This window comes from Microbacterium hatanonis (genome assembly GCF_008017415.1).
GTDB lineage: Bacteria > Actinomycetota > Actinomycetes > Actinomycetales > Microbacteriaceae > Microbacterium > Microbacterium hatanonis.
Genome location: NZ_VRSV01000001.1, coordinates 1,916,322 through 1,940,883, shown reverse-complemented (window position 1 = coordinate 1,940,883; position 24,562 = coordinate 1,916,322). Strand labels below are relative to the sequence as shown.

At 70.3% G+C, this 24,562-nt stretch carries 22 protein-coding genes; 14 read left to right on the top strand and 8 right to left on the bottom strand.

Annotation, left to right across the window (positions count from 1 at the left end; translation table 11 throughout):
• Positions 1–29: 29 nt before the first annotated feature.
• From FVP77_RS09390 to FVP77_RS09380, 3 genes are read left to right on the top strand one after another with little or no spacing between them, the layout of a single operon-like run.
• Positions 30–659, top strand: a complete 630-nt coding sequence (locus FVP77_RS09390; RefSeq protein WP_147894224.1) for a CpaB family protein — start codon at positions 30–32, stop codon at positions 657–659.
• Positions 656–1,903, top strand: coding sequence for a CpaE/TadZ family protein (locus FVP77_RS09385; protein ID WP_147894223.1), 1,248 nt, complete (start codon positions 656–658; stop codon positions 1,901–1,903). Before FVP77_RS09390 ends, FVP77_RS09385 begins: the two co-directional genes overlap by 4 nt.
• Positions 1,904–1,942: 39 nt before the next feature.
• Entirely contained in the window at positions 1,943–3,436 is a 1,494-nt protein-coding gene (locus FVP77_RS09380; protein ID WP_147894222.1) for a sensor histidine kinase, read from the top strand.
• Between the two features lie 113 nt (positions 3,437–3,549).
• Here FVP77_RS09380 and FVP77_RS09375 read toward each other — a convergent pair whose 3' ends face one another.
• Positions 3,550–3,798 carry a WhiB family transcriptional regulator gene (locus FVP77_RS09375; protein ID WP_116646083.1) on the bottom strand — a complete coding sequence of 83 codons (249 nt, stop codon included), beginning with the start codon at positions 3,796–3,798 and terminating at the stop codon, positions 3,550–3,552.
• Positions 3,799–4,012: 214 nt separating this feature from the next.
• Here FVP77_RS09375 and FVP77_RS09370 point away from each other — a divergent pair, with 214 nt between their 5' ends.
• Positions 4,013–4,393, top strand: coding sequence for a histidine kinase (locus tag FVP77_RS09370; protein ID WP_147894221.1), 381 nt, complete (start codon positions 4,013–4,015; stop codon positions 4,391–4,393).
• Between the two features lie 14 nt (positions 4,394–4,407).
• On the opposite strand, the gene bcp is transcribed toward FVP77_RS09370, so the two are convergent.
• Genes bcp through aroA form a run of 3 tightly spaced genes read right to left on the bottom strand, consistent with a single transcriptional unit; the run spans position 4,408 to position 7,299 of the window.
• The gene (bcp, locus tag FVP77_RS09365; protein ID WP_147894220.1) at positions 4,408–4,881 is read right to left on the bottom strand and encodes a thioredoxin-dependent thiol peroxidase; all 474 of its coding nucleotides are present in this window, start codon (positions 4,879–4,881) and stop codon (positions 4,408–4,410) included.
• A 9-nt stretch (positions 4,882–4,890) separates the two neighbouring features.
• The gene (rsgA, locus tag FVP77_RS09360; RefSeq protein ID WP_147894219.1) at positions 4,891–5,928 is read right to left on the bottom strand and encodes a ribosome small subunit-dependent GTPase A; all 1,038 of its coding nucleotides are present in this window, start codon (positions 5,926–5,928) and stop codon (positions 4,891–4,893) included.
• Between the two features lie 15 nt (positions 5,929–5,943).
• Positions 5,944–7,299, bottom strand: coding sequence for a 3-phosphoshikimate 1-carboxyvinyltransferase (gene aroA, locus FVP77_RS09355; RefSeq protein ID WP_147894218.1), 1,356 nt, complete (start codon positions 7,297–7,299; stop codon positions 5,944–5,946).
• 34 nt (positions 7,300–7,333) lie between these two features.
• On the opposite strand from aroA, the gene FVP77_RS09350 reads away from it, so the two are divergent.
• Positions 7,334–8,020 (top strand): sigma-70 family RNA polymerase sigma factor, encoded by a 687-nt coding sequence (locus tag FVP77_RS09350; protein WP_425463128.1) that lies wholly within the window; start codon positions 7,334–7,336, stop codon positions 8,018–8,020.
• A complete protein-coding gene (locus FVP77_RS09345) occupies positions 8,017–8,259 on the top strand; it encodes a zf-HC2 domain-containing protein (RefSeq protein ID WP_147894217.1) in 243 nt (80 codons plus the stop codon). Before FVP77_RS09350 ends, FVP77_RS09345 begins: the two co-directional genes overlap by 4 nt.
• A 132-nt stretch (positions 8,260–8,391) precedes the next feature.
• On the opposite strand, the gene FVP77_RS09340 is transcribed toward FVP77_RS09345, so the two are convergent.
• Positions 8,392–12,066 carry a multifunctional oxoglutarate decarboxylase/oxoglutarate dehydrogenase thiamine pyrophosphate-binding subunit/dihydrolipoyllysine-residue succinyltransferase subunit gene (locus FVP77_RS09340; RefSeq protein WP_147894216.1) on the bottom strand — a complete coding sequence of 1,225 codons (3,675 nt, stop codon included), beginning with the start codon at positions 12,064–12,066 and terminating at the stop codon, positions 8,392–8,394.
• A 152-nt stretch (positions 12,067–12,218) separates the two neighbouring features.
• On the opposite strand from FVP77_RS09340, the gene guaB1 reads away from it, so the two are divergent.
• Positions 12,219–13,673 carry a GMP reductase gene (gene guaB1, locus FVP77_RS09335; protein WP_147894215.1) on the top strand — a complete coding sequence of 485 codons (1,455 nt, stop codon included), beginning with the start codon at positions 12,219–12,221 and terminating at the stop codon, positions 13,671–13,673.
• 115 nt (positions 13,674–13,788) lie between these two features.
• On the opposite strand, the gene FVP77_RS09330 is transcribed toward guaB1, so the two are convergent.
• Positions 13,789–14,736 (bottom strand): hypothetical protein, encoded by a 948-nt coding sequence (locus tag FVP77_RS09330; protein WP_147894214.1) that lies wholly within the window; start codon positions 14,734–14,736, stop codon positions 13,789–13,791.
• Positions 14,737–15,061: 325 nt separating this feature from the next.
• On the opposite strand from FVP77_RS09330, the gene FVP77_RS09325 reads away from it, so the two are divergent.
• Together FVP77_RS09325 and FVP77_RS09320 are read left to right on the top strand one after the other, a co-directional pair.
• A complete protein-coding gene (locus tag FVP77_RS09325) occupies positions 15,062–16,405 on the top strand; it encodes a hemolysin family protein (protein ID WP_147894520.1) in 1,344 nt (447 codons plus the stop codon).
• Positions 16,402–17,457, top strand: a complete 1,056-nt coding sequence (locus FVP77_RS09320; RefSeq protein ID WP_147894213.1) for a hemolysin family protein — start codon at positions 16,402–16,404, stop codon at positions 17,455–17,457. The genes FVP77_RS09325 and FVP77_RS09320 overlap by 4 nt, the downstream gene beginning before the upstream one ends.
• A gap of 144 nt (positions 17,458–17,601) precedes the next feature.
• On the opposite strand, the gene FVP77_RS09315 is transcribed toward FVP77_RS09320, so the two are convergent.
• The gene (locus FVP77_RS09315; RefSeq protein WP_147894212.1) at positions 17,602–18,666 is read right to left on the bottom strand and encodes an NADH:flavin oxidoreductase/NADH oxidase; all 1,065 of its coding nucleotides are present in this window, start codon (positions 18,664–18,666) and stop codon (positions 17,602–17,604) included.
• 28 nt (positions 18,667–18,694) lie between these two features.
• Here FVP77_RS09315 and FVP77_RS09310 point away from each other — a divergent pair, with 28 nt between their 5' ends.
• Genes FVP77_RS09310 through FVP77_RS09295 form a run of 4 tightly spaced genes read left to right on the top strand, consistent with a single transcriptional unit; the run spans position 18,695 to position 22,443 of the window.
• Positions 18,695–19,588, top strand: a complete 894-nt coding sequence (locus FVP77_RS09310) for an ADP-dependent NAD(P)H-hydrate dehydratase (protein WP_147894211.1) — start codon at positions 18,695–18,697, stop codon at positions 19,586–19,588.
• A 59-nt stretch (positions 19,589–19,647) separates the two neighbouring features.
• Positions 19,648–20,877 carry a DUF2029 domain-containing protein gene (locus tag FVP77_RS09305; protein ID WP_187266865.1) on the top strand — a complete coding sequence of 410 codons (1,230 nt, stop codon included), beginning with the start codon at positions 19,648–19,650 and terminating at the stop codon, positions 20,875–20,877.
• Between the two features lie 4 nt (positions 20,878–20,881).
• A complete protein-coding gene (locus tag FVP77_RS09300; RefSeq protein WP_147894209.1) occupies positions 20,882–21,223 on the top strand; it encodes a thiamine-binding protein in 342 nt (113 codons plus the stop codon).
• Positions 21,220–22,443 carry an MFS transporter gene (locus FVP77_RS09295; RefSeq protein WP_147894208.1) on the top strand — a complete coding sequence of 408 codons (1,224 nt, stop codon included), beginning with the start codon at positions 21,220–21,222 and terminating at the stop codon, positions 22,441–22,443. Before FVP77_RS09300 ends, FVP77_RS09295 begins: the two co-directional genes overlap by 4 nt.
• On the opposite strand, the gene metX is transcribed toward FVP77_RS09295, so the two are convergent.
• Complete coding sequence (gene metX, locus FVP77_RS09290; protein WP_147894207.1) at positions 22,440–23,645, bottom strand: homoserine O-acetyltransferase MetX; 1,206 nt, start codon at positions 23,643–23,645, stop codon at positions 22,440–22,442. The genes FVP77_RS09295 and metX overlap by 4 nt on opposite strands.
• Before the next feature lie 144 nt (positions 23,646–23,789).
• Between metX and FVP77_RS09285 the strand changes: the two genes are divergently transcribed.
• Positions 23,790–24,488, top strand: a complete 699-nt coding sequence (locus FVP77_RS09285) for an SDR family NAD(P)-dependent oxidoreductase (RefSeq protein ID WP_147894206.1) — start codon at positions 23,790–23,792, stop codon at positions 24,486–24,488.
• The last annotated feature ends 74 nt before the right edge of the window (positions 24,489–24,562 follow it).

Here is a 24,562-nt window from a genome sequence, read left to right as displayed (position 1 = left end):
GCGGCGAGCTTCGGTGCACGATGGTCGCCATGACGGCCATCGACTCTCCTCGCCGACGACCTCGCACGTTCTGGGCCGATGCCCGATTCCTGACCGGCATCGTCGTCATCGCGCTCTCCACCTGCGGTGTCTGGCTCGTGGTGGCCGCGGCGCGGCAGACCGAACCGGTCTACGCTGCGACGCGCACGATCGTGCCGGGGGAGGCGGTTGCCCCCTCCGATCTCCGGGTCGTCGACGTCGCTCTCGGCCAGGCGCGGCATTCCTACCTCTCGGCCTCGGCGCTGGAGGACGCACTCGTGGCCACGAGGACGATCGGGGAGGGAGAGCTCGTGCCGGTCGGCGCCGTCGGCGATGCCGGCGGTGCGCGGACGACCAGCGTCGTGGTCCGCTCGACGACCGAGGTCTCCGAGGCGATCGAAGTGGGTACGCGTGTCGAGGTCTGGCACGCGCCCCCGCGCGATCGGGAGACCTTCGAGACACCGCGCGTGCTCATCGCCGACGCCACGGTGGCCGGCGTCGCGCGCGATGATGCGATGGTCGGGCGCCCCACGGCGACGCTCGAACTGGTGATCGCGCGAGCCGACGTCGCGACGGTCCTGCAGGCGCAGTCCGACGGCTCGGTCCTCTCGGTGGTCCCGATCGTCGGAGCGACGCGATGACCGTCGTCGTCGCGGTCGACGCGCCCCGGGGCGCCCGCCTCGCGTCGGAGCTCCGCGGTGAGGGCCTCACCGTGGTCGCTGTGGTCGAATCGGATGCTGCGGCGCGCACGCCGCGAGACGTCCTCCCCGACGGGGCCGACGTCGTGGTGGCCCAGTCGTCTCCCCGGGGTCTGTCGCGAACTCTCGTGGAGGAATGCCGTCGGCGAGGGTTCGCGGTCGTCGTCCTCGGTGACGATCCGTCCGCCGCGCGGGATGCGGAGCTGCTCGGACTGGCCAGACCCCTCCCGCTCGACGTCGAGGGGTGGGTGATCGCCGACGCCCTCGCCCATGCCGCGGCGACGTTCGCCGCGGCTCCGACCCCGCCCGCGAGGGGGAACGGGGTGATCGCCGTGTGGGGGCCCCACGGCTCGCCCGGCCGATCGACCCTCGCCGTCGAGCTCGCGGCCGAGCTGCGACGCAGCGCCGCGAGGGTCGCGTTGGTCGACGCCGACACGCACGCACCCGCGCTCGCGGTGATGCTGGGACTCGCCGACGAGGGGCCGGGGTTCGCCGCCGCGTGCCGTCAGGTCGACCTCGCCGAGCTCGACGATGACGAGCTCCGCCGGATCAGCGTGCCCATCGGGGCCGGCGCGGGGCTCATCGACGTGCTGACGGGCATCAACCGGCCCGGGAGGTGGCCCGAGCTGACGCACGGCCGAGTGACGGGAGCGCTGCGGGCCTGCCGGCGCTGGGCCGACCACGTGGTGGTCGACGTCGCGGCCTCGCTCGAGACCGACGAGGAGATCGTCAGCGACCTCGACGGACCGCGACGAAACGCGGCGACGCTCGGCGCGCTGCAGGAGGCCGACACGATCGTCGCCGTGCTGTCGGCCGACCCCGTGGGCGTCTCGCGCTTCCTCCGCGCCCACGCCGAGTTGCGGGCCGCCGTGGGGGCGACACGCGTCGTGGTCGTCGCGAACAGAATGCGCCCGGGCACGCTCGGCATGGACGCCCGTGGGCAGGTACGCCGCACGCTCGAGCGCTTCGCGGGGATCGAGGACGTCTGGTTCGTCCCCCTCGACCCCCGCTCCGTCGACGCGGCGGTGCTGGCGGCTCGACCGGTCGCGGAGACGTCACCGCGCTCACCGCTCTCCGCTGCCGTGCGTCGTGTCGTCGGCGAGGCGGTCGCTCCGGGCGTGGCCGCCCCCGCGGCTCCGCGGATGCGCCGAGGCACGGTCGGGCGACGCGTGACGCGTACGGCGTGAGCGTCGGTGGACGGGGGAGGCTCCCCGTACGCTAGGGGGGTGTCCACGCTCAGCGACCTCGTCTATGCCCAGGGCCGATTCACGGAACCGGACGTCGAGTGGCTCCATCGTCTCGCCGGGGACGGGCAGCTGCTCGCAGACCTCGCGTTCGCCGACATCGTGATCTGGGTGCCGACTGCCGACGACTCGTTCGTCGCCGTCGCGCACACCCGCCCGGGAGGCGCCGCGACCCTGTTCTACCGCGACATCGTCGGCGACCGCGTGCGTCCGCAGTGGCGCACGCAGGTGCTCGAGGCGTTCCAGAGCGGGCGCATCGTGGATTCGGCGTCGCCCGACTGGTTCGAAGAGACGCCGACGCGTGTACGCGCCGTGCCGATCGTCCGCACGTCGAACCAGGCCGGCAAGGCCGCGGTCACGGTCGGCGTTCTCACGCGTCACACGAACCTGGGCGAAGCGCGCATCCCTTCGCGTCAGCAGATCACCTTCAACGACTGCGCCGACGACGTCTTCGGCATGGTCGCATCGGGGGAGTTCCCCGATCTCGCCGCTCCGACCGCGCCTCGTCGCGGCGCGCCGCGCGCCTCCGACGGCCTCATCCGGCTCGACGTCGACGGGATCACCACCTTCGCGAGCCCGAACGCCCTCTCGGCGTTCAATCGCATGGGTTTCGACGACGAGCTCGAGGGCGAGGCCCTCGTCGACGTCACCACGCGCATCCTGCCGGCAGACCGCGAGGTCGACGAATCGCTGCCCGTGGTCGTGACCGGGCGCGCGCCGTGGCGGGCCGATATCGAGGCCCGAGGCGTGCAGGTGTCGCTGCGTACGATCCCGCTCCGTGATCACGGCGTGCGCATCGGCGCGATCGTGCTGTGCCGTGATGTGACCGAGATCAGGCATCAGGAGCAGGAGCTCATCACGAAGGATGCGACGATCCGGGAGATCCATCACCGGGTCAAGAACAACCTGCAGACCGTCGCCTCCCTGTTGCGCATCCAGGCGCGTCGCACCCATTCCGACGAGGCCCGCGACGCTCTCAGCCAGGCCATGCGACGCGTGTCGGCGATCGCCGTGGTGCACGACACGCTGTCGGAGGGTCTCGCGCAGAACGTCGATTTCGACGACGTGTTCGACCGCGTGCTCAAGCTGGTGGCCGAGGTCGCCGCGGCCCCGAACACCCGCGCACGCACGCGCTCCACGGGGCGCTTCGGAACACTGCCCAGCGAGTACGCCACGCCGCTCGCGCTCGCTCTCACCGAGCTCGTCACCAACGCGGTCGAGCACGGACTCGCCGGACGCGAGGGCGAGGTGGAGATCACCGCCGAGCGTTCCGACGAGAGGCTCGAGGTCCGGGTCCGCGACTCCGGTGTGGGCATGCCGGAGGGGCACGTCGGCCAGGGCCTCGGAACGCAGATCGTCCGCACCCTGATCCAGGGCGAACTGGGCGGCACGATCGACTGGCACACCCTGGTCGGCAGCGGCACCGAGGTGACGATCGACATCCCGATGCGCTACATCGACCGCTCTCGCGCCTGAGCGGGGAGCATCCGAAGAAGCTCCCCGCTCAGTGCGCGGTTCGTCACCACGCGAGTCGCCTCACGGGCGGTGTCGTGGCCCGGTGACGCTCGCGTGACGCAGGTCGTGGGTGCTCAGGAAGCGCGGCGGGCGCGTGCGGCGCGTCGCTTCAGCGCGCGACGCTCGTCTTCCGACAGGCCGCCCCAGACACCGGAGTCCTGACCGGACTCGAGCGCGTACTGCAGGCACACCTCGGTGACGGTGCACCGGGCGCAGACGGACTTCGCCTTCTCGATCTGGTCGACGGCCGGTCCGGTGTTCCCCACGGGGAAGAACAGCTCGGGGTCGACGGTGAGGCAGGCGGATTTGTCGCGCCAATCCATGGTGGTGCTCCTTGTGACGTAAGTCGGATGGGTTCGGATCCCGTATTCGGGTGTCGGGTACCCTGGTGGGAGATGCGGGCAGAAGGCCCGCCCCACTTCGCTGTGGGAGCACACGGCTTCGACCATGCTCCCACAGCGCTCCCGGACGATCAAGAGGTAACCGGCAGGTTTCCAGGGAGTTACCGCTTGCATCCGGTTCCCGAAAGGACGCATCGTGCCCGTGCGCGTTCTCGCTGCAGCCGTGCTGGCCCTGGAAGCTGCGGGAGCGCTCGCGCTCGTGGTGTGGCAGATCGCCGCGCTCGTCGAGGGCGACACCGTCTTCCTGACCACGGCTCTCGCGCTGATCGTGCTCACCGTGGTCGCGGCGGGCGCCCTGGGCGCGTTCGCCGTCGCCACGGCGCGCGACCAGTCGTGGGGACGCTCGGGAGGGATCGTCGTACAGATCCTCATCCTCGCGGTCGCGCTGGGTGCGCTCACGGGGATCGGGGCGGATCCGCTCACGGCCCTCGCGATCGCCGCTCCGGGCGCGATCGGGCTCGTGCTCCTCGTCGCGGCCGTCAGGCGGGCCGCGCCGGAACGCCCCGACGACGTGTGAGAAGGCGCCGTCCGTCAGGCGGCGTCGACACCGAGGGTCTTGCGCAGACGTGCGACGTGCCCGGTGGCCTTCACGTTGTACAGGGCTTCGACGAGGACGCCGTCCTCGTCGAGCACGAACGTCGACCGCAGCACGCCGGTGATCGTCTTGCCGTAGTTCTGCTTCTCACCCCACGCCCCGTACGCCTCGTGCACGGCGTGGTCGGGGTCGCTGAGCAGGGGGAAGGTGATCGCGTCGTTCTCGCGGAACTCACGCAGCTTGGCGGGTTCGTCGCGCGAGATTCCGAGCACGGTGTACCCGGCGCCCTGCAGCGATCCCATGCTGTCTCGGAAATCGCAGGCCTGCGTCGTGCACCCCGGGGTCATGGCGGCAGGGTAGAAGTACAGGATGACGCGACGGCCGCGGAAGTCCGAGAGCGATACCGGTCGCTCGTCCTGGTCGAGGAGGGTGAAATCGGGAGCAACGGAGCCGGGTTCGAGATGGGTCACCCGACCAGCCTACGATCCGGCGAAGGTGGCCAACAGCCGCTGCAGGGAATCCAATCGCGCGGGGCCCTCCGGACCCAGCCGGCCCTCGCTCACGGCCTCCACGATCGCGCAGTCGGGCGCATCGGGAAGATGCGTGCATCCGCGCGGGCAGTCCTCGGCGACCAGGGCCAGCTCGGTGAAGGCGCCCAGGATGTTGGCGGGATCGACGTGCCCCAGCCCGAACGAACGGACCCCCGGCGTATCGATGACCCAGCCCGTGCCGGCCTCGTCGCGGTAGCGCAGTGACACGGTCGACGACGAGGTGTGCCGGCCGCGGCCGGTGACCTCGTTCACGTGCCCGGTCGCTCGGTCCGAGCCGGTGAGGGCGTTGACGAGCGTGGACTTCCCCACGCCGGAGTGCCCGACGAAGACCGTCGAGTGATCGATCAGGGCGGCGCCGATGCGCTCCAGCGGCATCTCGTCGCGCCCGCTCGTGAACACCTCGAGATCGAGGCCGTCGAAGTGCGAGAGGAAGCGCGCCGGATCGGCGAGATCGGTCTTCGTGACGACGAGAAGGGGGCGTACCCCGGCGTCGAGCGCTGCCACGAGGTAGCGGTCGACGAGACGCTCGCGCGGCTCGGGGTCGGCCGCGGCCACCACGATGAGCATCTGGTCGGCGTTGGCGACGATGATGCGCTCGACCTGATCGGTGTCGTCGGCGCTGCGTCGCAGGAGCGAGGTCCGCGGCTCCAGGCCGACGATTCGCGCGAGCGTTCCCTCGTCGGCTGACGTGTCGCCGACGACACGGGCGAGATCGCCGGTGACGATCCGCTCGCGACGGAGCTCGCGCGCCCGCGTGGTGGTCACGCGTCGCTCCTCCGGGGTGTTCTCGTCGACGAGCACGGTGTACCGGCCGCGATCCACTCCCAGCACGCGCGCGACGGTCGCGTCGGCGTGCGCCGGACGCCGCTTCGTCCGCGGACGGTTGGCGCGAGGGTTGGGACGGGCGCGGAAGTCGGACTCGTCGAACTCCGGCTCGTCGTCGTCGGAGTCGTCGATCCAGCTCATGGTGCCGTCACGGGGTCAGGATCCCGCATGCGTCGACGACCCGTCGAGCATCCGCTGCCACAGGTGCGCGAACTGGGGCATGGTCTTGGCGGTCGTGCCGATGTCGTCGACGACCACGCCGGGCACGCGCAGCCCGATGAGGGCGCCGGTCGTCGCGAGGCGGTGGTCGTGGTGTGCACGCCACACGCCGCCGGTGAGCGGGCGGGGAACGATCCGGATGCCGTCCTCGAGCTCTTCGGCCTCGCCGCCGAGTGCGCGGAGGTTGCCCACCAGGGCGGCGATGCGGTCGGTCTCGTGACCTCGGATGTGTCCGATGCCGTAGAGCGTGGTGGGAGCGTCGGCGAACGCGGCGAGACCGAACAGGGTGGGGGCGAGCTCGCCCGCCGCCGAGAGATCGAGATCGACCCCGACGACCGACTCGCCCGCCGTCACGGTCAGGCTGCCGCCGCGCCGCGAGGCGCGCCCGCCCATCTCGGTCAGGATGTCGGTGAGCAGGGCGCCGGGCTGTGTCGAGTGCAGCGGCCATCCGGCTACGGAGACGCTGCCGCCGGTGAGCATCGCTGCGGCGAGGAACGGAGCCGCGTTAGAGAGGTCGGGCTCGATGGTCACGTCTTTCGCACGCACCGGTCCGGCCGGCACGAGCCACTCGCCCGGCGCGGGCTGCTCGACGTGGATGCCGCGGTGGCCGAGCGCCTCGATCGTCATGTCGATGTGGGGGATGCTGGGGAGCTTGGCGCCGACGTGACGCAGCCGCAGGCCCACATCGAAGCGCGGCGCGGCGAGTAGCAGGCCCGAGACGAACTGGCTGGACGCGCTCGCATCGATCTCGACCTCGCCGCCGCGGACGTGTCCGTGGCCGCGAACGGCGAAGGGGAGCGCCCATCGACCGCCGTCGTCGATGTCGACGCCCACTTCGCGCAGGGCCGTGATCATCGCGCCCATCGGACGGTGCAGCGCGCTCTCGTGAGCGGTGAGGACGACCTCGCCCCCGGCGAGCCCGGCGAGTCCGGCGACGAACCGCATGACGGTGCCGGCCTGGCCGCAATCGATCTCGGTGCCGCCGCGGAAAGGGGCGACAGGGGTGACCATGAGGTCGGGGCCGAACGACCCGGAGTTGGGAACCGCCTCGATCCCGACGCCGAGCGCGCGCAGGGCGTCGATCATGCGGGCGGAGTCGTCGGAGTGGAGCGGCGAATGCAGCATCCCCGGTCCGTCGGCGATCGCCGCGAGGATGAGCTCGCGGTTCGTGAGCGACTTCGAACCGGGCACCGACAGCGACGCGCGGACGGCGCCCTCGGACACGGGCGCGGCCCACTCCCCACGGGGAGCTGTCGCGTTCGTGGTGGTCGGGGAATAGCCGTCGGCGGTCATCGGTTTCAACTCTACTGAAGGCGAAAGGAGCCTGATGCCCGCAATCTTGGAACGTGAGTACGTACGATCGTCGCAGGCGACCGTGCCGATGGAAGCGTCGTGGCCCGACATAGACTGGCCGGTGATGAACGACGAGGTCGACGCGGCAGCGGAAACGCGCGCGCAGTTCGAGGAGCAGGCGCTCCCCTTCATGGATCAGCTGTACGCGGCTGGCATGCGTATGACGCGGAATCCGGCCGACGCGGCCGACCTCGTGCAGGAGACCTTCGTCAAGGCGTTCTCGTCGTGGTCGTCGTTCACGCAGGGGACCAACCTCAAGGCGTGGCTCTACCGCATCCTGACGAACACCTACATCAACACGTATCGCAAGAAGCAGCGCGAGCCCTACCAGGGCACCATCGACGACCTCGAGGATTGGCAACTCGGGGGAGCCGAATCGACCACGGCGACGAGCTCACGCTCGGCCGAGGCGGAGGCTATCGACCGGATGCCCGCATCCGTCGTGAAGGACGCCCTCCAGTCGATTCCCGAAGATTTCCGTTTGGCGGTGTACCTCGCCGACGTCGAGGGCTTCGCCTACCAGGAGATCGCCGACATCATGAAGACTCCGATCGGCACGGTCATGAGTCGCCTGCACCGAGGCAGGCGTATGCTCCGTGAGCTGCTGGCCGGCTATGCGAAGGAGCGCGGCTTCACCGCCGCGTCGGGAGTAGAGAAATGAGCGACTGCGGCTGCGACAAGGCCCGACGCGACCTGGAGGAGTACCTCCGTCACGAGGTCTGCAAGACCTCGCACGACGACATCGAGCAGCACCTCGAGGGGTGCCCCGGCTGTCAGGACGAGGCTCTCGTCGCGCGCACACTCACCGAGGTGGTGGCTCGCGCGTGCAAGGAGTCCGCGCCCGAAGACCTGCGCGACCTCGTCCTCGCGCGCCTTTCCGCCGCGCAGACCTCCCGCTGACCTCTCCGACGCGCAGGCCGCTCGCCGAGCACCGTGCGCGGTGCTGCGCGCCGATGTGCGCGGCCGAGAGTCCTGCCGCACGATGAAGAAGGCCCCGCACGGCGAACCGTGCGGGGCCTTCTTCGCGTGCGCTTACGGCGCGACGGCCTGAGCGAGGATCGCGGCGGACTCGCGAGCATGCACCTTCGGCGAACCGGTCGCGGGAGACGCGGCTGCGGCGCGCGAGATGCGGCGGATCGTACGACCGTGCAGGTGCTTGACCAGCTCGAGCGCGATGAACGGCCACGCGCCCTGGTTCTCGGGTTCGTCCTGCACCCACACCAGTTCGGCGTTCGGGTAGCGGTCGAGCACGGTGTTCAGCTCGGCGATCGGCGACGGGTAGAACTGCTCGAGGCGCACAAGGGCGATCTCGGGGCGCGGGTTCTTCTCGAGCTCGCCGCGGAGGTCCCAGTGGATCTTGCCCGCGTGGAGCAGAACGCGCGTGACCTTCGCGGCGTCGATCCCGCGGTCGTCGTCGAGAACGGGCTCGAACTTGCCACTGGTGAAGTCCTCCACCGGGCTGGTCGCACCGCGCAGACGCAGCATGGCCTTCGGCGTGAACACCACGAGCGGACGACGCGGGCGCTGGTAGGCCTGACGACGCAGCAGGTGGAAGTACGACGCGGGAGTCGACGGACGCGCCACGGTCATGTTGTCCTGTGCGCAGAGCTGCAGGTACCGCTCGATGCGCGCCGACGAGTGGTCGGGTCCCTGGCCTTCGTACCCGTGGGGGAGGAGAAGAACGACGCTCGACTGCTGGCCCCACTTCTGGTCGGCCGACGAGATGAACTCGTCGATGACCGACTGCGCACCGTTGCCGAAGTCGCCGAACTGCGCCTCCCAGAGGACGAGCGCGTCGGCCCGTTCGACGGAGTAGCCGTATTCGAACGCCATGGCCGCGTACTCGCTCAGCAGCGAGTCGTAGACCCAGAACCGTCCCTGGTTCTGGCTGAGGTTCGACAGCGGGATCCACTCCTGCCCGTTGGCGCGGTCGTGGAGCACCGAGTGGCGCTGCACGAAGGTGCCGCGGCGCGAGTCCTGGCCCTCGAGGCGCACGGACGTGCCCTCCAGGAGCAGCGAGCCGAACGCCAGCAGCTCGCCGAAGCCCCAGTCGATGTTGCCGCTGCGGCTCATCTCGAGGCGCTTGTCGAGCAGCTGCTGGAGCTTCGTGTGGACGGTGAAGCCCTCGGGCTTGTTGACGAAGGCGTCGCCGATCGACTGGACGACCTCGGTCGACACGCCGGTCGTCTCGGGCTCGCCCGCCACGGGCTCGTCCGAAGCATCCGGGTCTGCGATGGGCAGCGCCCCGGTCTCGGCGGCATGCGTCTCGGCGAAGGCGACCTCGAGTCGACCCTGGAAGTCGGCCTTGGCCTGCTCGTACTCCTCCTGCGTGATGTCGCCACGACCGATGAGCGACTCCGTGTACAGGCGGCGCACCGAGCGCTTCGCCTCGATGAGGTTCGTCATCAGGGGCTGGGTCATCGAGGGGTCGTCGCCCTCGTTGTGACCGCGGCGGCGGTAGCAGACGAGGTCGATCACGACGTCGCGGTGGAACTCTTCGCGGTACATGAACGCGAGCTGCGCGACGCGGACGACGGCCTCGGGGTCATCGCCGTTCACGTGGAAGATCGGCGCCTGGATGGTCTTCGCCACGTCGGTGGCGTAGACCGACGACCGTGCGTCGGAGGGCTGCGTGGTGAAGCCGACCTGGTTGTTGACCACGACGTGGATCGTTCCGCCGGTGCGGAAGCCGCGCAGGAGCGACATCTGCAGCGTCTCGACGACGACGCCCTGTCCGGCGAACGCGGCATCGCCGTGGACGAGGACGGGCAGCCAGGAGAAGCTCCCGATGGGCTTGCGGTCCTGCTTGGCGCGGACGATGCCCTCGAGCACGCCGTCGACGGTCTCGAGGTGCGACGGGTTGGCGGCGAGGTAGACCGGCAGCTCCGTACCGGTCTCGGTCGCGAAGGTGCCCTCGGTGCCGAGGTGGTACTTCACGTCGCCCGAGCCGCGCTCGTTGCCGAGGGCGACCGAGCCCTCGAACTCGCGGAACACCTGACCGTAGGTCTTGCCGGCGATGTTGGTCAGTACGTTGAGGCGCCCGCGGTGGGCCATGCCGATGGCTGCTCCGTCGAGTCCGGCGGATGCTGCGCCCCTGAGGATCTCGTCGAGGAGGGGGATGAGCGACTCGCCGCCCTCGAGGCTGAAGCGCTTCTGTCCGACGAACTTCGTCTGCAGGAACGTCTCGAACGCCTCGGCCTCGTTGAGCTTGGAGAGGATGCGCAGCTGCTCGTCGTGGCCGGGCTTGGTGTACTTGACCTCGACGTTGTTCTGGAACCACTTGCGCTGCACGGGATCCTGGATGTGCATGTACTCGAGGCCGATCGTGCGGCAGTACGAGTCGCGGAGCACGCCGAGCACGTCGCGGAGCTTCATGACGCGCTTGCCGCCGAAGCCGGCCGTCACGAACTCGCGGTCGAGGTCCCAGAAGGTCAGACCGTGCGACTCGATCTCGAGGTCGGGGTGGGTGCGCTGCACGTACTCGAGCGGATCGATGTCGGCCATGAGGTGGCCGCGCACGCGGAACGCGTTGATGAGCTCGTGGACCCGCGCTGCCTTGTCGATGCGCTCGGACAGGTCGACGTGGATGTCCTTGCCCCAGCGGATGGGGGAGTACGGGATGCGCAGCGCCGCGAACAGGTCGTCGTAGAAGCCGCGCTCACCCGTGAGCAGCTCGTGCACACGCTTGAGGAACTCGCCGGAGCCGGCGCCCTGGATGACCCGGTGGTCGTAGGTGCTGGTGAGCGTGATCGTCTTGCCGACGGCCAGCTCGTTGAGGATCGTGTCGCTCGAACCCTGGAACTCGGCGGGGTACTCGAGAGCGCCCGCGCCGATGATGCATCCCTGCCCCTTCATGAGGCGAGGCACCGAGTGCACGGTGCCGATGCCGCCGGGGTTGGTCAGCGAGAGGGTCGTGCCCTGGAAGTCGGCCGCGGTGAGCTTGTTGTTGCGCGCGCGCTTGACGAGGTCTTCGTAGGAGGACAGGAACTCGTCGAACGTCAGCGTGTCGGCTCGCTTGATGCTCGGAACGAGCAGTGCGCGCGTGCCGTCGGGCTTCGGGAGGTCGATCGCGATGCCGAGGTTGACGTGGGCCGGCGCGACGACCGAGGGCTTGCCGTCGACCTCCGCGTAGAACACGTTCTGGCTCGGAAACTCCTTGAGCGCCTGGACGAGGGCCCAGCCGATGAGGTGCGTGAAGCTGACCTTGCCGCCGCGCGTGCGCGCCATGTGGTTGTTGATGACGATGCGGTTGTCGATCATCAGCTTGGCCGGGACGGTGCGGACGCTGGTCGCCGTCGGGACGGTCAGCGACTCGTCCATGTTGGCGGCGAGGGTCTTCGGCATGCCCCGCAGCGGCGTGACCTTGTCGGCCTCCGGCTCCACCTGGGGCTTCGCCTCGACGGGCGCTGCCTTCGGCGCCTGCGCGGGGATCGGCTGCGGCTTGGCGGGCTTGGCCGTGGTGCGTGCGACCGGCGGAGCGCCGATCACCGGGATCGGAGCGGTCACGGGCTTCGGCTCGGAGGGCGCTGCTCCCGTCGCGTTCGTCTCGTCGACGACAGGGTGGTAGGCCTCGAGAACCGGCCACCAGGCCTTGTCTACGGAATTCCGGTCGGACTTGAACTGTTCGTAGAGCTCGTCGACAAGCCATTCATTGGCGCCGAATTCGCCCTCGTTCGAAGTACCGACGCCCGTCACCTGGCTCGACACGGTCGATCGCCTGCTTTCCTCGATGAAGATGGAGGCGGCGCGCCGATGCTGCCTGTTGCACGCCGCCCCACAAGCGTAGCCCAGTTGACGGAGGGGTCTCCTCGTCGCCGGGCCTCGCGCACGCCGGCCGACCCGCGCGTAGCGTAGGAGGCATGGAGTTCTACGGAGAGCGGCCCGAGGTCGATCTGACCTATTCCGACGTGTTCCTCGTTCCGCGCCGGTCGGCGGTCACGAGCCGGCTCGACGTCGACCTCTCACCGGGCGACGGGACCGGAGCGCGCATCCCGCTGGTCTCGGCGAACATGAACTCCGTCACCGGTCGGCGACTCGCCGCCACCCTCGCCCGCAGAGGCGGGCTCGGAGTGCTGCCGCAGGACCTCCCGCTGCAGGATCTCGACGCGGCCATCCGGTGGGTGAAGGCCCAACCGGTGCGGTGGGACAGCGCTCTCGTCCTCCCGCCCGACGCGACGGTCTCCGACGCCGCACGCCTCCTGCCTCCGACGGAGGGCCACGGGATCGTCGTCGCGGAGAGCGCCGATCGGGTGCACATCGACGACGTCGTGGGCACCGTCTCGGCCACCCGGCTCGGCACGGCCCTGCCCGACGCCCGATTGGGCGACCTCGTGCGCGGGCGCCCGCCGGCGATCGACGCTCACGACGTCGAGACCGCACGGCACGCCTTCGACCTCATCGTGGCCGCGGACGCCGACACGGTCTGCGTGCTCGAGCACGGATATCTCGTCGGAACGCTGTCCCGGCGCAGCGCTCTGCGCTCCACGCTCTACGCGCCGGCCGTCGATGCCTCCGGGCGGTTGATCGTCGCCGCCGCGGTCGGCATCAACGGCGACGCCGCCGCCAAGGCGCGCGCTCTCGCGGCAGCCGGCGTCGACGTCCTCGTGCTCGACACCGCCCACGGGCACCAGGAGGGGATGCTGCGCGCCCTGCGCGAGGTGGCGTCGCTCGACCTCGGACTGCCGATCGTCGCGGGGAACATCGTCACCGCCGACGGCGTGGACGACCTCGTCGATGCCGGCGCGACGATCCTCAAGGTGGGCGTCGGACCGGGGGCGATGTGCACCACGCGCATGATGACCGCCGTGGGGCGTCCGCAGTTCTCCGCCGTACTCGAGACCGCCGAGGCCGCTCGCGCGCGCGGCGCGCACGTCTGGGCCGACGGGGGAGTGCGCTATCCGCGCGATGTCGCTCTCGCACTCGCGGCGGGAGCAGCATCCGTCATGATCGGCTCCTGGTTCGCGGGCACCATCGAAGCGCCCGGCGAACTGCTCACCGACGCCGAGGGGCGCATCTACAAGGAGTCGTGGGGCATGGCCTCGACGAAGGCCGTGCACGAGCGGTTCGGGCGCCTCGACCCGTACGAGCTGGCACGCAAGGAGCTCTTCGCGGAGGGCATCTCGTCGTCGCGCATCTACCTCGACCCGCTGCGTCCGGGCCTCGAGGACCTGCTCGACATGATCACCTCGGGCGTGCGCTCCTCCTTCACCTACGCCGGTGCGGCCACCGTGCCGGAGTTCCGCGATCGAGCCCGCGTGGGTCTGCAGTCGGCGGCCGGCTACGAGGAGGGCAAAGCGCTCCCCGTCTCCTGGTGACGCCCGCCGCGCCGTGCTCGCGCTGCTCAGCGCGAGTGTCGGAATGTGGCGCATTCCTGCAACTGACACCAGCAATTCGTACAGTCAGAAGCAGGATGCTGTCGCAGTCGCTCTCTTAGCCGGGACGACGCACCGAGGTGGGCAGGCCGGCAGCGGTAAGGATGTCCCAGAGGGTGCCGGGGGAGTCGAGGGCGCTGACACGCCACCTCGCCACGCGGTGGACGAGTCGTCGCAGTTCGTCCTCGCGGTCTTTCTCCTCGGAGAGCACCTGCGCCGGCGAGCGGCTTGCCCGCATCCGTTCGTCGAGGTACTTCGTCAGGCCGTCGAGCTCGCCGATCACGCGCCACTTCGGCCACCAGAAGTCGGAGTAGGCGACCCCTCCGCCGGGTAGGTCGAAGCGCTGCTGCAGCTCGGGGGCGGGGAAACCCAGGGCGTGGATGAGGACCCGGCTCTGCGATTCCCGCACGTTCGCCGACCGGGCATCGGCGAACTGCGCGACACGATTGACACGCACGTTGCCGCGCCCGACGAATGAGTGGACCGCGTTCCACAGCTCGTCGGCGGTCGCGAGCGCCCCGCCGATCCGGCGCTCCCAGAGCGCCTGGTCGACCGAGGCGACCCCCACGGTGAAAGGCTGGGATGCTGCGATATCGATGACCGTCTGAGCGGGCGTCGTCACGAAGTGGTCGCCCCACGCGACGATGCCGTCGACCGGGACGCGGCGCGAATGCCTCACGATGAGACCGGTCGAGCGGCCACCGCCGGAGTCGTCGACGGCGACGTCGACGCGGCCCGGCCACGCGCCGAGCGTGTCGATCGACCAGAGGGCAGCCGCGGCGTGACGTACGAAGATCGCGCCGGGTTGCAGGCGTGCGGCCGCTTCCCAGACCCGCTGTGCGTGCCTCTGCAGGGGGTCGACCGCGTCCCAGGTGTTTCTCCACACGTACGAGCCGGGGGCGATCCGCACGGCCTCGCCGCGCTCCACGATTCGGCGGAGTCTGTGCTCGTTCACCTCCGCGTGCTCTCGTCGTCGGAAGACGGTGGAGATGGGCGGACGATCCATCCAGGTCATTCGCCGAGCATGGTCGAGCCGCAGCATCCGCTCGTCGGATACAGGGATGGTGAGGACAGGCCGCGTCGAGCCCACGCCTGTGGAGGAGAGCCTGCGGTGGGGCTCCGTGCGCGACTGCGCCACTTCCCGGTGAATGCCCGTACGAACCTGTGGTGTCATTCGGCGGAATGCGCCACATTCCAGCCCGGGAGAGATCGCGCGAGCACCCTCCGGGCGGTGAATGCTCGGGATAGAATGGCGGGACGATGGACGACCCTCCCAGTTGTAGATCCTTGCCCCACTGTCCTCTCTCCGCCCTGGGCGGAGGTGGTGCGTGATGGAATTCGTCATGCTGGGCGTGGGGCTTCTGCTCACGGTCGGAACGGGTCTGTTCGTTGCGAGCGAGTTCGCGCTGGTCAATCTGGATCGCGCCGATCTCGAGAAGCGACAGGATGCTGGTGAGTCGCGACTGTCGCTGACGATCGCGGCGCTGCGCATCACCTCGACGCATCTCTCCAGCGCGCAGCTGGGCATCACGCTGACGACGCTGCTGACCGGTTACACGATGGAGCCGGCGATCTCGAGTCTCATCCGCCCGATCTTCACCTCGTGGGGCTGGGCTGACGGATTCGTCACGCCCTTCTCGGCGATCCTCGGTGTGTCGGTCGCGACGATCCTGTCGATGATCCTCGGCGAGCTGGTGCCGAAGAACTTCGCCCTCGCGATCCCGCGGCAGACGGCGAAGCTCGTCATTCCCTTCCAGGTCGCGTTCACCGCCGTCTTCCGCCCCGCGATCGTGGTGCTCAACGGCAGCGCGAACGGCATCCTCCGCGCGATGGGCGTCGAGCCGAAGGAAGAGCTCTCGGGCGCCCGCACGGCCGAGGAGCTCTCGAGCCTCGTCCGCCGTTCGGCGAGCGCGGGGATGCTCGAGGAGGACACCGCGTCGCTCCTCGACCGCAGCCTCACGTTCGCGCGCCTGAGCGCCGCCGACGTGATGACGCCGCGTCCGAGCGTGCACGCCCTGTCGGCCGACGATTCCGCCGACGACGTGGTGCAGCTCGCCCGCCGCACGGGGCACAGCCGGTTCCCCGTCTACCAGGACTCGATGGACGACATCGTCGGCATCGTGCACCTGAAGGCCGCGATCGGCGTTCCGCGCGACCGCCGGGCCGACGTCCCCGCTGCTGCGCTGGCCACAGAGCCGCTGCGTGTTCCCGAGACGGTGCACCTCGACGCTCTCGTGGCCGAACTCCGCGCCCGGGGCTACCAGATGGCCGTCGTCGTCGACGAGTACGGCGGCACCGCCGGCGTCGTGACCCTCGAAGACCTCGTCGAGGAGATCGTGGGCGAGGTGCTCGACGAGCACGACCGCTCGCGTGCCGGAGTGGTCCGCACCGGTGGGTCGATCAACATCCCGGGCGATCTGCGGCCCGATGAGGTGCTCGACCGCGCGGGCGTCCGCGTTCCCGAGGGCGACGTCTACGACACCGTCGGGGGATACATGATGGCCGAGCTCGAACGCATCCCGGTCGTCGGCGACAGCGTGCCCGTCGAGGACGGCACCCTCACCGTCATCCGGATGGACGGCCGTCGCATCGACCGCGTGGCGTTCACCCCGAGTCCCGTGGAGGAGAACGTCGGCGACCTGGTGCGCGCGGCGAAGGGGGGTGACCAACGATGAACGATTGGGCAGGAATCGCCTGGCTCGTCGTCCTCCTGGTCGCCAACGCCTTCTTCGTCGGCGCCGAGTTCGCCGTCATCTCGGCCCGGCGCTCGCAGATCGAGCCGCTGGCGGAGCGCGGATCGCGCGCCGCCAAGACCGCGCTGTGGGCGATGGAGCACGCCACGCTCATGCTCGCGACCTGCCAGCTGGGCATCACGATCTGCTCGCTGCTGATCCTGAACGTGTCCGAGCCGGCCATCCACCACCTGCTGGCCGAACCTCTGGGCCTCACCGGCATGGGAGAGGTCGCGGTCGACGTGACCGCCTTCATCGTCGCGCTGCTGATCGTGTCGTACCTGCACGTCGTGTTCGGCGAGATGGTGCCGAAGAACCTCGCGTTCTCGTTGCCCGACCGGGCCGTGCTGATGCTCGCCCCGCCGCTCGTGGCCGTCTCGAAGGTCTTCCGACCGATCATCGTCACGCTGAACTGGATCGCCAACCACGTGCTGCGCCTGTTCCGTGTCGAGCCGAAGGACGAGGCAGCATCCACCTTCACCCTCGACGAGGTCGCGACGATCGTGAACCAGTCGCGTCGAGAGGGCGTGCTCGACGACCTGGCCGGCACAGTGGCGGCCGTCGTGGAGTTCACCGACAAGAAGAGTCGCGACGTGGCGGTGCCGCTGGCCGACCTGGTGACCCTCCCCGAGACGACGACGCCCGACGAGATCGAGCGGGCCGTCGCGAAGCACGGGTACTCGCGCTACGTGATCGTGGATGCCGAGAACATGCCCGTCGGCTACGTGCATCTGAAGGACGTGCTCCGTGCCGCCGAGGTGGAGGGCGCCGTGACCGACGTCGCTCGTCCGCTGCCGTCGAAGCGGATCCACCACATGGTGCCCGTGATGGAGTCGACCGACCTCGAGGACGCCCTCGCGCTCATGCGGCGCGCCGGCCGTCACCTCGCGCAGGTGCGCAACGAATCGGGTGAGACGACCGCGGTGCTGTTCCTCGAGGACATCATCGAAGAGCTCGTCGGCGAGGTGCAGGACGCCACTGCTCGTCGGCGCTGACGCGTCGTGCGAGGGAGAGATCCCCGCGATCGCCACACCTTCCGGCGACTGACCCTAGGAATTGATGGGGTCAGTCGCCGGAATGCGCCACATTCCTGCCGGTGGAGAAGCGGACGGGGGCGATGGCCGGATGCTGCGGGGGCCTCAGCGACGGCGGGCGCGCTCGTACTGCGGGGGCCACGAGACGTCGGCGCCCAGCTCGCCGGCGGCGCGGAGGGCGAAGTGCGGGTCGCGGAGCCACTCGCGCGCCGACATGATCGCGTCGGCGTCACCATGCGCGAGCACCTCTTCGGCGAGCGCGCCCGTGTCGATCATGCCGACGGCGTTCACGGCGATGTCGACCCCGGCACGCACGGCCGCAGCGAAGGGGACCTGGTAGCCCGGTCCGGTGGTGATCTGCTGGTGGGCGACGAGCCCGCCGCTGGAGACGTCGATGAGCTCCGCGCCGAGGTCCTGCACGAGTGCGGCCGCGCGCACGGTGTCGTCGACGTCCCATCCGCCGTCCGCCCAGTCGGTCGCGGAGAACCGCACAGCGACGAGCGCGCCGGGCGCGGCATCCTTCACCGCCGTGACCACACGGCGCAGCAGCCGGGTGCGGTTCTCGAACGACCCGCCGTACTCGTCGGTGCGCAGGTTCGACAGCGGCGAGAGGAACTGGTGGAGCAGGTATCCGTGCGCGGCGTGGATCTCGAGCACCGTGAAGCCGGCGGCTGCCGCGCGGCGCGCGGCGGAGGCGAAGTTCGCCACCACGTGGTCGATCCCGGTGTGATCGAGCTCTGCGGGAGTCGCGTATCCCTCGAAGGCGACCGCCGATGGCGCGACGGTCTGCCAACCGCCCCGGTCGGAGGGCACGGTTCCTCGCTCGCCGGAGAACGGCGACCATGTCGAGGCCTTGCGTCCGGCGTGGGCGAGCTGGATGCCGGCGACGGCCCCGCGGGAGCGGATCGCGGAGGCGATCGGGGCCCAGGCCGCCTGCTGGGCGTCGTTCCAGATGCCGACGTCCTCGGGCGAGATGCGCCCCTCCGGCGACACGGCGGCGGCTTCGGAGACGACCAGGCCCGCGCCGCCGGAGGCGAACTGTGCGAGGTGCATGTGGTGCCATTCGCCGGGCATGCCGTCGGTGGCGCTGTACTGGCACATGGGGGCCACCCACAGCCGGTTGCGGAACGTCGTCGCACCGATCGTGAGGGGGGAGAAGAGGATGCTCATGGTGCCTCCGGCGCGTAGGGTGTGGGCCATGTCTGGTGAGGGGCTCGAAGCCGCGATCGATGCCACGGCCGCCGAGTGGACCGCGGAGCGAACATCGGGCGTCCTCCGGGTGCCAACGGCGACGGACGACAAGTATTCCCGTGGGGTGCTCGGTGTCCGAACCGGCTCGACCCGCTACCCCGGGGCCGCCGTGCTCGGCGTGGAGGCCGCGTGGCGCACGGGCCTGGGCATGGTGCGCTACCTCGGCCCCGAGCGCGCGCAGGATCTCATCCTCGCCCGTCGGCCCGAAACCGTGACGGCCGACGGTCGCGTGCAGGCATGGCTCATCGGGTCGGGCACGGATGCCGCAGACCGGCCGGAGGCGGAAGACGCGGCGCTGCGCCGCATCCTCGCCTCCGATGTCCCCGTCGTCGTCGACGCGGGCGCTCTCGATCTCGCCGGCGTCGGCTCCGCGCCCCGCATCGTCACCCCGCACGGACGCGAGCACGACCGCCTCCGCGAGAGCATCGGACTCCCGCCGGTCGGAGGTGACGCCGACGACACCGGGCGGCAGCGAGCGGCGCTCGAGACGGCGCGCACGCTGGGGGCGACGGTGCTGCTGAAGGGTGCGCGCACGATCGTCGCCACTCCCGGCGGATGGACGGCGCGGGTGACGGCCGGCACTCCGTGGCTCGCGACCGCCGGAACGGGCGACGTGCTCGGCGGGATCATCGGCGCTGTCGTGGCGTCGGCCGCCGTCGAGCCGCTGGCCGACGCGGAGAGCCTGGGTGCGCTCGCCGCCACGGGTGCGTGGCTGCACGGCCGGGCGGCGACGTCCGCGGCGGGACGGCACGGCGCGGCGGGCGGACCGATCACCGCCCTCGACATCACGACGGAGCTCCCCGGCGCCGTCGCCGCGGTGCTCGCCCGCCGCGGGCGCTGAGGAGTCGTCGCGCGTCGCGCGGTGCGGGCGCTCAGGCGGTCGCGCTTAGGATGGACGCCGTGTCGAGGCGGGGTGTGTTGTGGATCGCCTTCGTGGTGGTCCATGCGGCTGTCGCCGTGGCCGGGTACATCCTGCCGAGCGGACCGATGGGTGACGTCTACCTCGTCTACGAACCCTGGTCGGCACGTGCGCTGACGGGCGGTGGCATCGTCGGCATCACCGAGCCGTGGGTCTACCCGCAGCTCGCCCTCGTGCCCCTGGTGCTCGCCTGGGCCTTCGGGTTCCTGACGTACACCGCCGGCTGGGCGGTCTTCGTCACGCTCATCGATGCGGTGGTGTTCCGGATGCTGGTGGGCACGGCGCGCTCGCGCGGGCGTGTCACCGGCGCGTGGTTCTGGCTCGCGGCGATCCTCCTCCTCGGCCCGGTCGGAATGTACCGGCTCGACGGGGTCACCGTGCCGCTCGCCCTCGCCGGATCGCTGTGGCTCGTCGGTCGCCCCTGGCTCGGGGCGATCCTGCTCGCCGTGGCGACGTGGATCAAGGTGTGGCCGGCCGCCGTGCTGGCCGCCGCCGTCGTGACGCTGCGACGGCGCTTCACCGTCATCGGCGGGGCTCTCGTCGTCTCGGCCGTCACGCTGGCGGTCGTGTTCCTCGCCGGGGGCGGGTCGTACGCGTTCGCGTTCGTGACGGAGCAGACCAACCGGGGCCTGCAGATCGAGGCCCCGGTCAGCGGCTTCTACATGCTCTTGGCCTCGCTGGGCGTCGAGGGGGCGAGCGTCTACTACGAGCCGAACATCCTGACCTTCCAGGTGACCGGCCCGAACGTCGACGCGGTCATCGCCGCGATGACCCCCCTCATGCTGCTGGCGATGGGTTCGGTGTTCGTGATCGGGGCGGTCAAATCGATCCGGGGCGCGAGTTTCGCGGCGGTCTTCCCGGCGCTCACCCTGGGTCTCGTGCTCGGGTTCATCGTGTTCAACAAGGTCGGGTCGCCCCAGTACATCGTGTGGCTCGTGACGCCCGTGATCGTCGGGCTCGTCATCGATCGTGCTCACTGGGCCAAGCCCGCGATCCTCATGCTCGCCATCGCCGGACTCACGCAGGGCGTGTACCCGCTCGCCTACGACGGACTGCTCGTCGCGCAGATCGGCGCCGTGCTCCTGGTGAACCTCCGCAACGTCCTCCTCGTGGTGCTGTTCGCCTGGACCGTCTACCGGCTCGCCCGGGTGCGCACGCGCGCCCACGCAGCATCCCTTCGTTTCCGGCGGCCCGCCGCCGTGAAAGGCTGACCCCATGCTCATCGCCTTCTCCGTCGCCCCGTCCGGATCCGGCAACGCCGACGGCTCGGTGCACGACGCCGTCGCCGCCGCGGTCGAGGTCGTCCGCGCGTCGGGCCTGCCGAACCGCACCACGTCGATGTTCACCGAGATCGAGGGGGAGTGGGACGAGGTGTTCGACGTCGTGCGCCGCGCGACCGAGGCCGTGATGCCCTTCGGCTCGCGCGTGTCGCTCGTGCTGAAGGCCGACATCCGCCCCGGACGCACGGGCGAGATCGACGGGAAGATCGAGCGGCTCGAGAACGCTATCGAATCGATTCGTCAGACCGACGCGGGCGGGTCTACCATCGAGGAATGACCTCCTCGATCCTCTCGAGGGGGGCGGCGATGCGGGCGCTCCTCTCGCTCGCCATCGGCAGCTTCGGCATCGGCATGACCGAGTTCGTGATGATGGGGCTGCTCCCCAACGTCGCGTCGGAGCTGCTTCCCACCGCCTGGGCCGCGAACCCCGACGACGCGATCGCGCAGGCCGGCTGGCTCATCTCGCTCTACGCCCTCGGCGTCGTCATCGGGGCCCCGACGATCGCCGGCTCCGTCGCCCGCTTCCCGCGGCATCGCGTGATGATCGTGCTGGCGCTCGCACTGACGGTGTTCAACCTGCTGACGGTGATCGCTCCGACGTACGAGCTGGTCGCCGCATCCCGACTCCTCGCCGGGCTCCCGCACGGCGCCTACTTCGGCATCGGAGCCCTCGTCGCCGCCGACGTGCTCGGCCCCGGCAACCGCGCGAAGGGCGTCGCGTTCGTCCTCACCGGTCTGACGGTTGCGAACGTGGTCGGCGTCCCGCTGGGAACCCTGCTCGGTCAGAACTTCGGGTGGCGGCTCGCGTTCCTCGTCGTCGGCGGCGTGTTCGCCCTCGCGACCCTCGCGATCGTGCTGTTCGTGCCCGAGCACCCCGGCGATCCCGGTCGCCGACTGCGCGACGAGCTGAAGGTGTTCCGGGTCGGTCAGGTCTGGTTCGCACTCGGCATCGGAGCGGTCGGCTTCGGGGGATTCTTCGCGATGTACAGCTACATCGCGCCCATGGTGACGGAGCTCGCCGGATCGCCCGAGTGGGCGGTGTCGATCGTGCTCGTCGTCGTGGGCGTCGGCATGACGATCGGCAACATCGTCGGCGGACATCTCGCCGACGTGAACCTGAAGAAGTGGCTGCTCATCGGGCTGGTCGCGATGGCGGCGGCCTCGGCCCTGCTCGCCCTCACGGCCGGGTGGGTCGTGACCCTCGCCCTCTTCGCCTTCGCGGTCAGCTTCGTCGGGTCGGCGCTGAGCCCGGCGATACAGACCCGGCTCATGGACGTCGCGGGGGACAACCAGTCGATCGCCGCCGCGCTCAACCACTCGGCGCTGAACATCGGCAACAGTCTCGGTGCGTTCCTGGGCGGCGTCGTGATCGCGCTCGGCCTCGGGTTCGCCGCGCCCGCGTGGGTCGGCGCGGTGTTGGCGATCGGCGGGCTGCTCGTCGCGGTCTGGAGCTTCCGCGTCGAGAAGGCGCGAGCGGTGGAGCCCGTCGCGGTCTAGACGGCGAACAGGCGCCGCAGGTGCAGGCCGACCTCGTCGGTCTCGATGAGGAAGCCGTCGTGGCCGAAGTCGCTCGAGATGGTCACCGCTTCGCGCCCGTCGAGGGTGTTCGGGATGCTGCGGGCGATGCGGTGCTGTCCGTCGATGGGGAACAGGCGATCGCTGTCGATCCCGAGCACGAGGGTGGTCGCGGTCACCCGCTTCAGGGCGTCTTCGATACCGTCGCGGTCGCGCCCGACGTCGTGCGAGTTCATGGCGTCGACGAGCGTCAGGTAGCTGTTCGCGTCGAAGCGGCGCGTGAACTTGTTGCCGTGGAAATCGAGGTACGACGCCACCGCGAACCTCCCCCCACGACCGAGCGGGCTGACCCCCGACTGCCACGAACGCTGGAAGCGCTGGTTCAGCTCGGTGGGACTGCGGTAGTTCAGCAGCGCCATCCTGCGGGCGAGCGCGAGGCCGCGGTGGGGACCGTCGCCGTCGCCCGCGTCGTAGTACTCCCCGCCCGCGAACCGCGGGTCGATGCGGATGGCCTCCAGCTGCACCGAGTTGAGCGCGATCTGGTCGGCGGTGGTCACCGGGGGCGCCGACAGGATGGCCGCACGCTCGACGCGCGCGGGGTGGCCGATCGCCCACTCGAGCGCGTGCATGCCTCCCATCGAGCCGCCGATGACCCCGGCCCATACGTCGATGCCGAGCGCGTCGGCGAGGCGCGCCTGCGCGCTCACCTGGTCGCGGATGGTCAGGTACGGGAAGCGAGCCGCCCATTCGTAGCCGTCGGGTGCCACGCTCGCCGGGCCCGTCGACCCCTGGCAGCCGCCGAGCATGTTCGGGGCCACGACGAACCACCGGTCGGTGTCGATGGGCGCGCCGGGGCCGACGAGGTCTTCCCACCAACCGGCCGTGGGGTGCCCGGGGCCGGCAGGTCCTCGCAGATGGCTGTCACCGGTGAGAGCGTGGAGCACCAGCACGGCGTTGTCGCGGGCGGGGGAGAGCTCGCCCCACGTCTCGTACGACAGGCGCCAGGAGGGGAGCTCCTCGCCTCCCTCGGTGCGGAATCCGGTGAAGCTCGCGAACCGCCGGTCGCCGACCGGGTCGCCGTCGCGCCAGGCGCCCGTCGTCGGCGGTCGGCCGAGGAGCAGGCGCGCGTCGGCCTCCGTGATCGGTGCCGACGGCACCGTATCCTCCGACGTCTGCCAGTCCATGAGCACTACCTTTCGCGCCCTTCCAGGCTAGGCCGTCCGACCCGTGCGCCCGCGAACTGTTACACGGACGATCGGGGTGGACGCGATCGCACCGACTCTCCCCGAACGGCCCGGACGAGGAGAGAATGACGGAGGAGGTACTCCATGGCGCGATATCTGATCATCGCCGCATCCAGCGGTATCGGCGCGGCGACGTGCGAGCTGCTGCGCTCGGCGGGTCACGAGGTGGTGACGACGGCTCGCGAGGCCGGGAACGGCGATCCCGACATCGTGCTCGACGCGACCGACTTCGAGGCCGTCGAGCGGGCTTTCGCCGAGGCCGGACGCCTGGACGGTGTCGCGTGCTTCGCGGGATCCATGCTGCTCAAGCCCGCTCACCTCACATCCCGCGAACAGTACGACGGCATCATCGCCGCGTCGTTGACGACCGCGTTCGCGACCGTCCGTGCGGCCGGCCGGCAGCTGCGGTCCGGCGGCGCGGTCGTGCTGGTCTCCTCCGCGGCCGCGATGGCGGGACTGCCGAACCACGATGCGATCGCGGCGGCGAAGGCCGGCGTCATCGGGCTGATGCTCTCGTCGGCGGCGAGCTATGCGTCGCAGGGACTCCGCATCAACGCGGTCGCGCCCGGCTTGACCCGGACGCCGCTGACTTCTGCGCTCACAGCCAGCGAAGGATCCCGCAAGGTCTCGGAGTCGATGCACGCGCTCGGCCGCCTCGGCGACCCGGACGATGTCGCGCGCGGAGTGCAGTTCCTCCTCGACCCGGCGAACGACTGGATCACGGGCCAGGTGCTCGGCATCGACGGGGGACTCGGGCACCTCCGACCGAAGGTGCGGGCCTGATCCCGCGGACACCCGATCGCGAATGCTCCATCGGCCGCGCTGCCGTCCTGTGCCGGCGCGGTTCGTTCATCCAC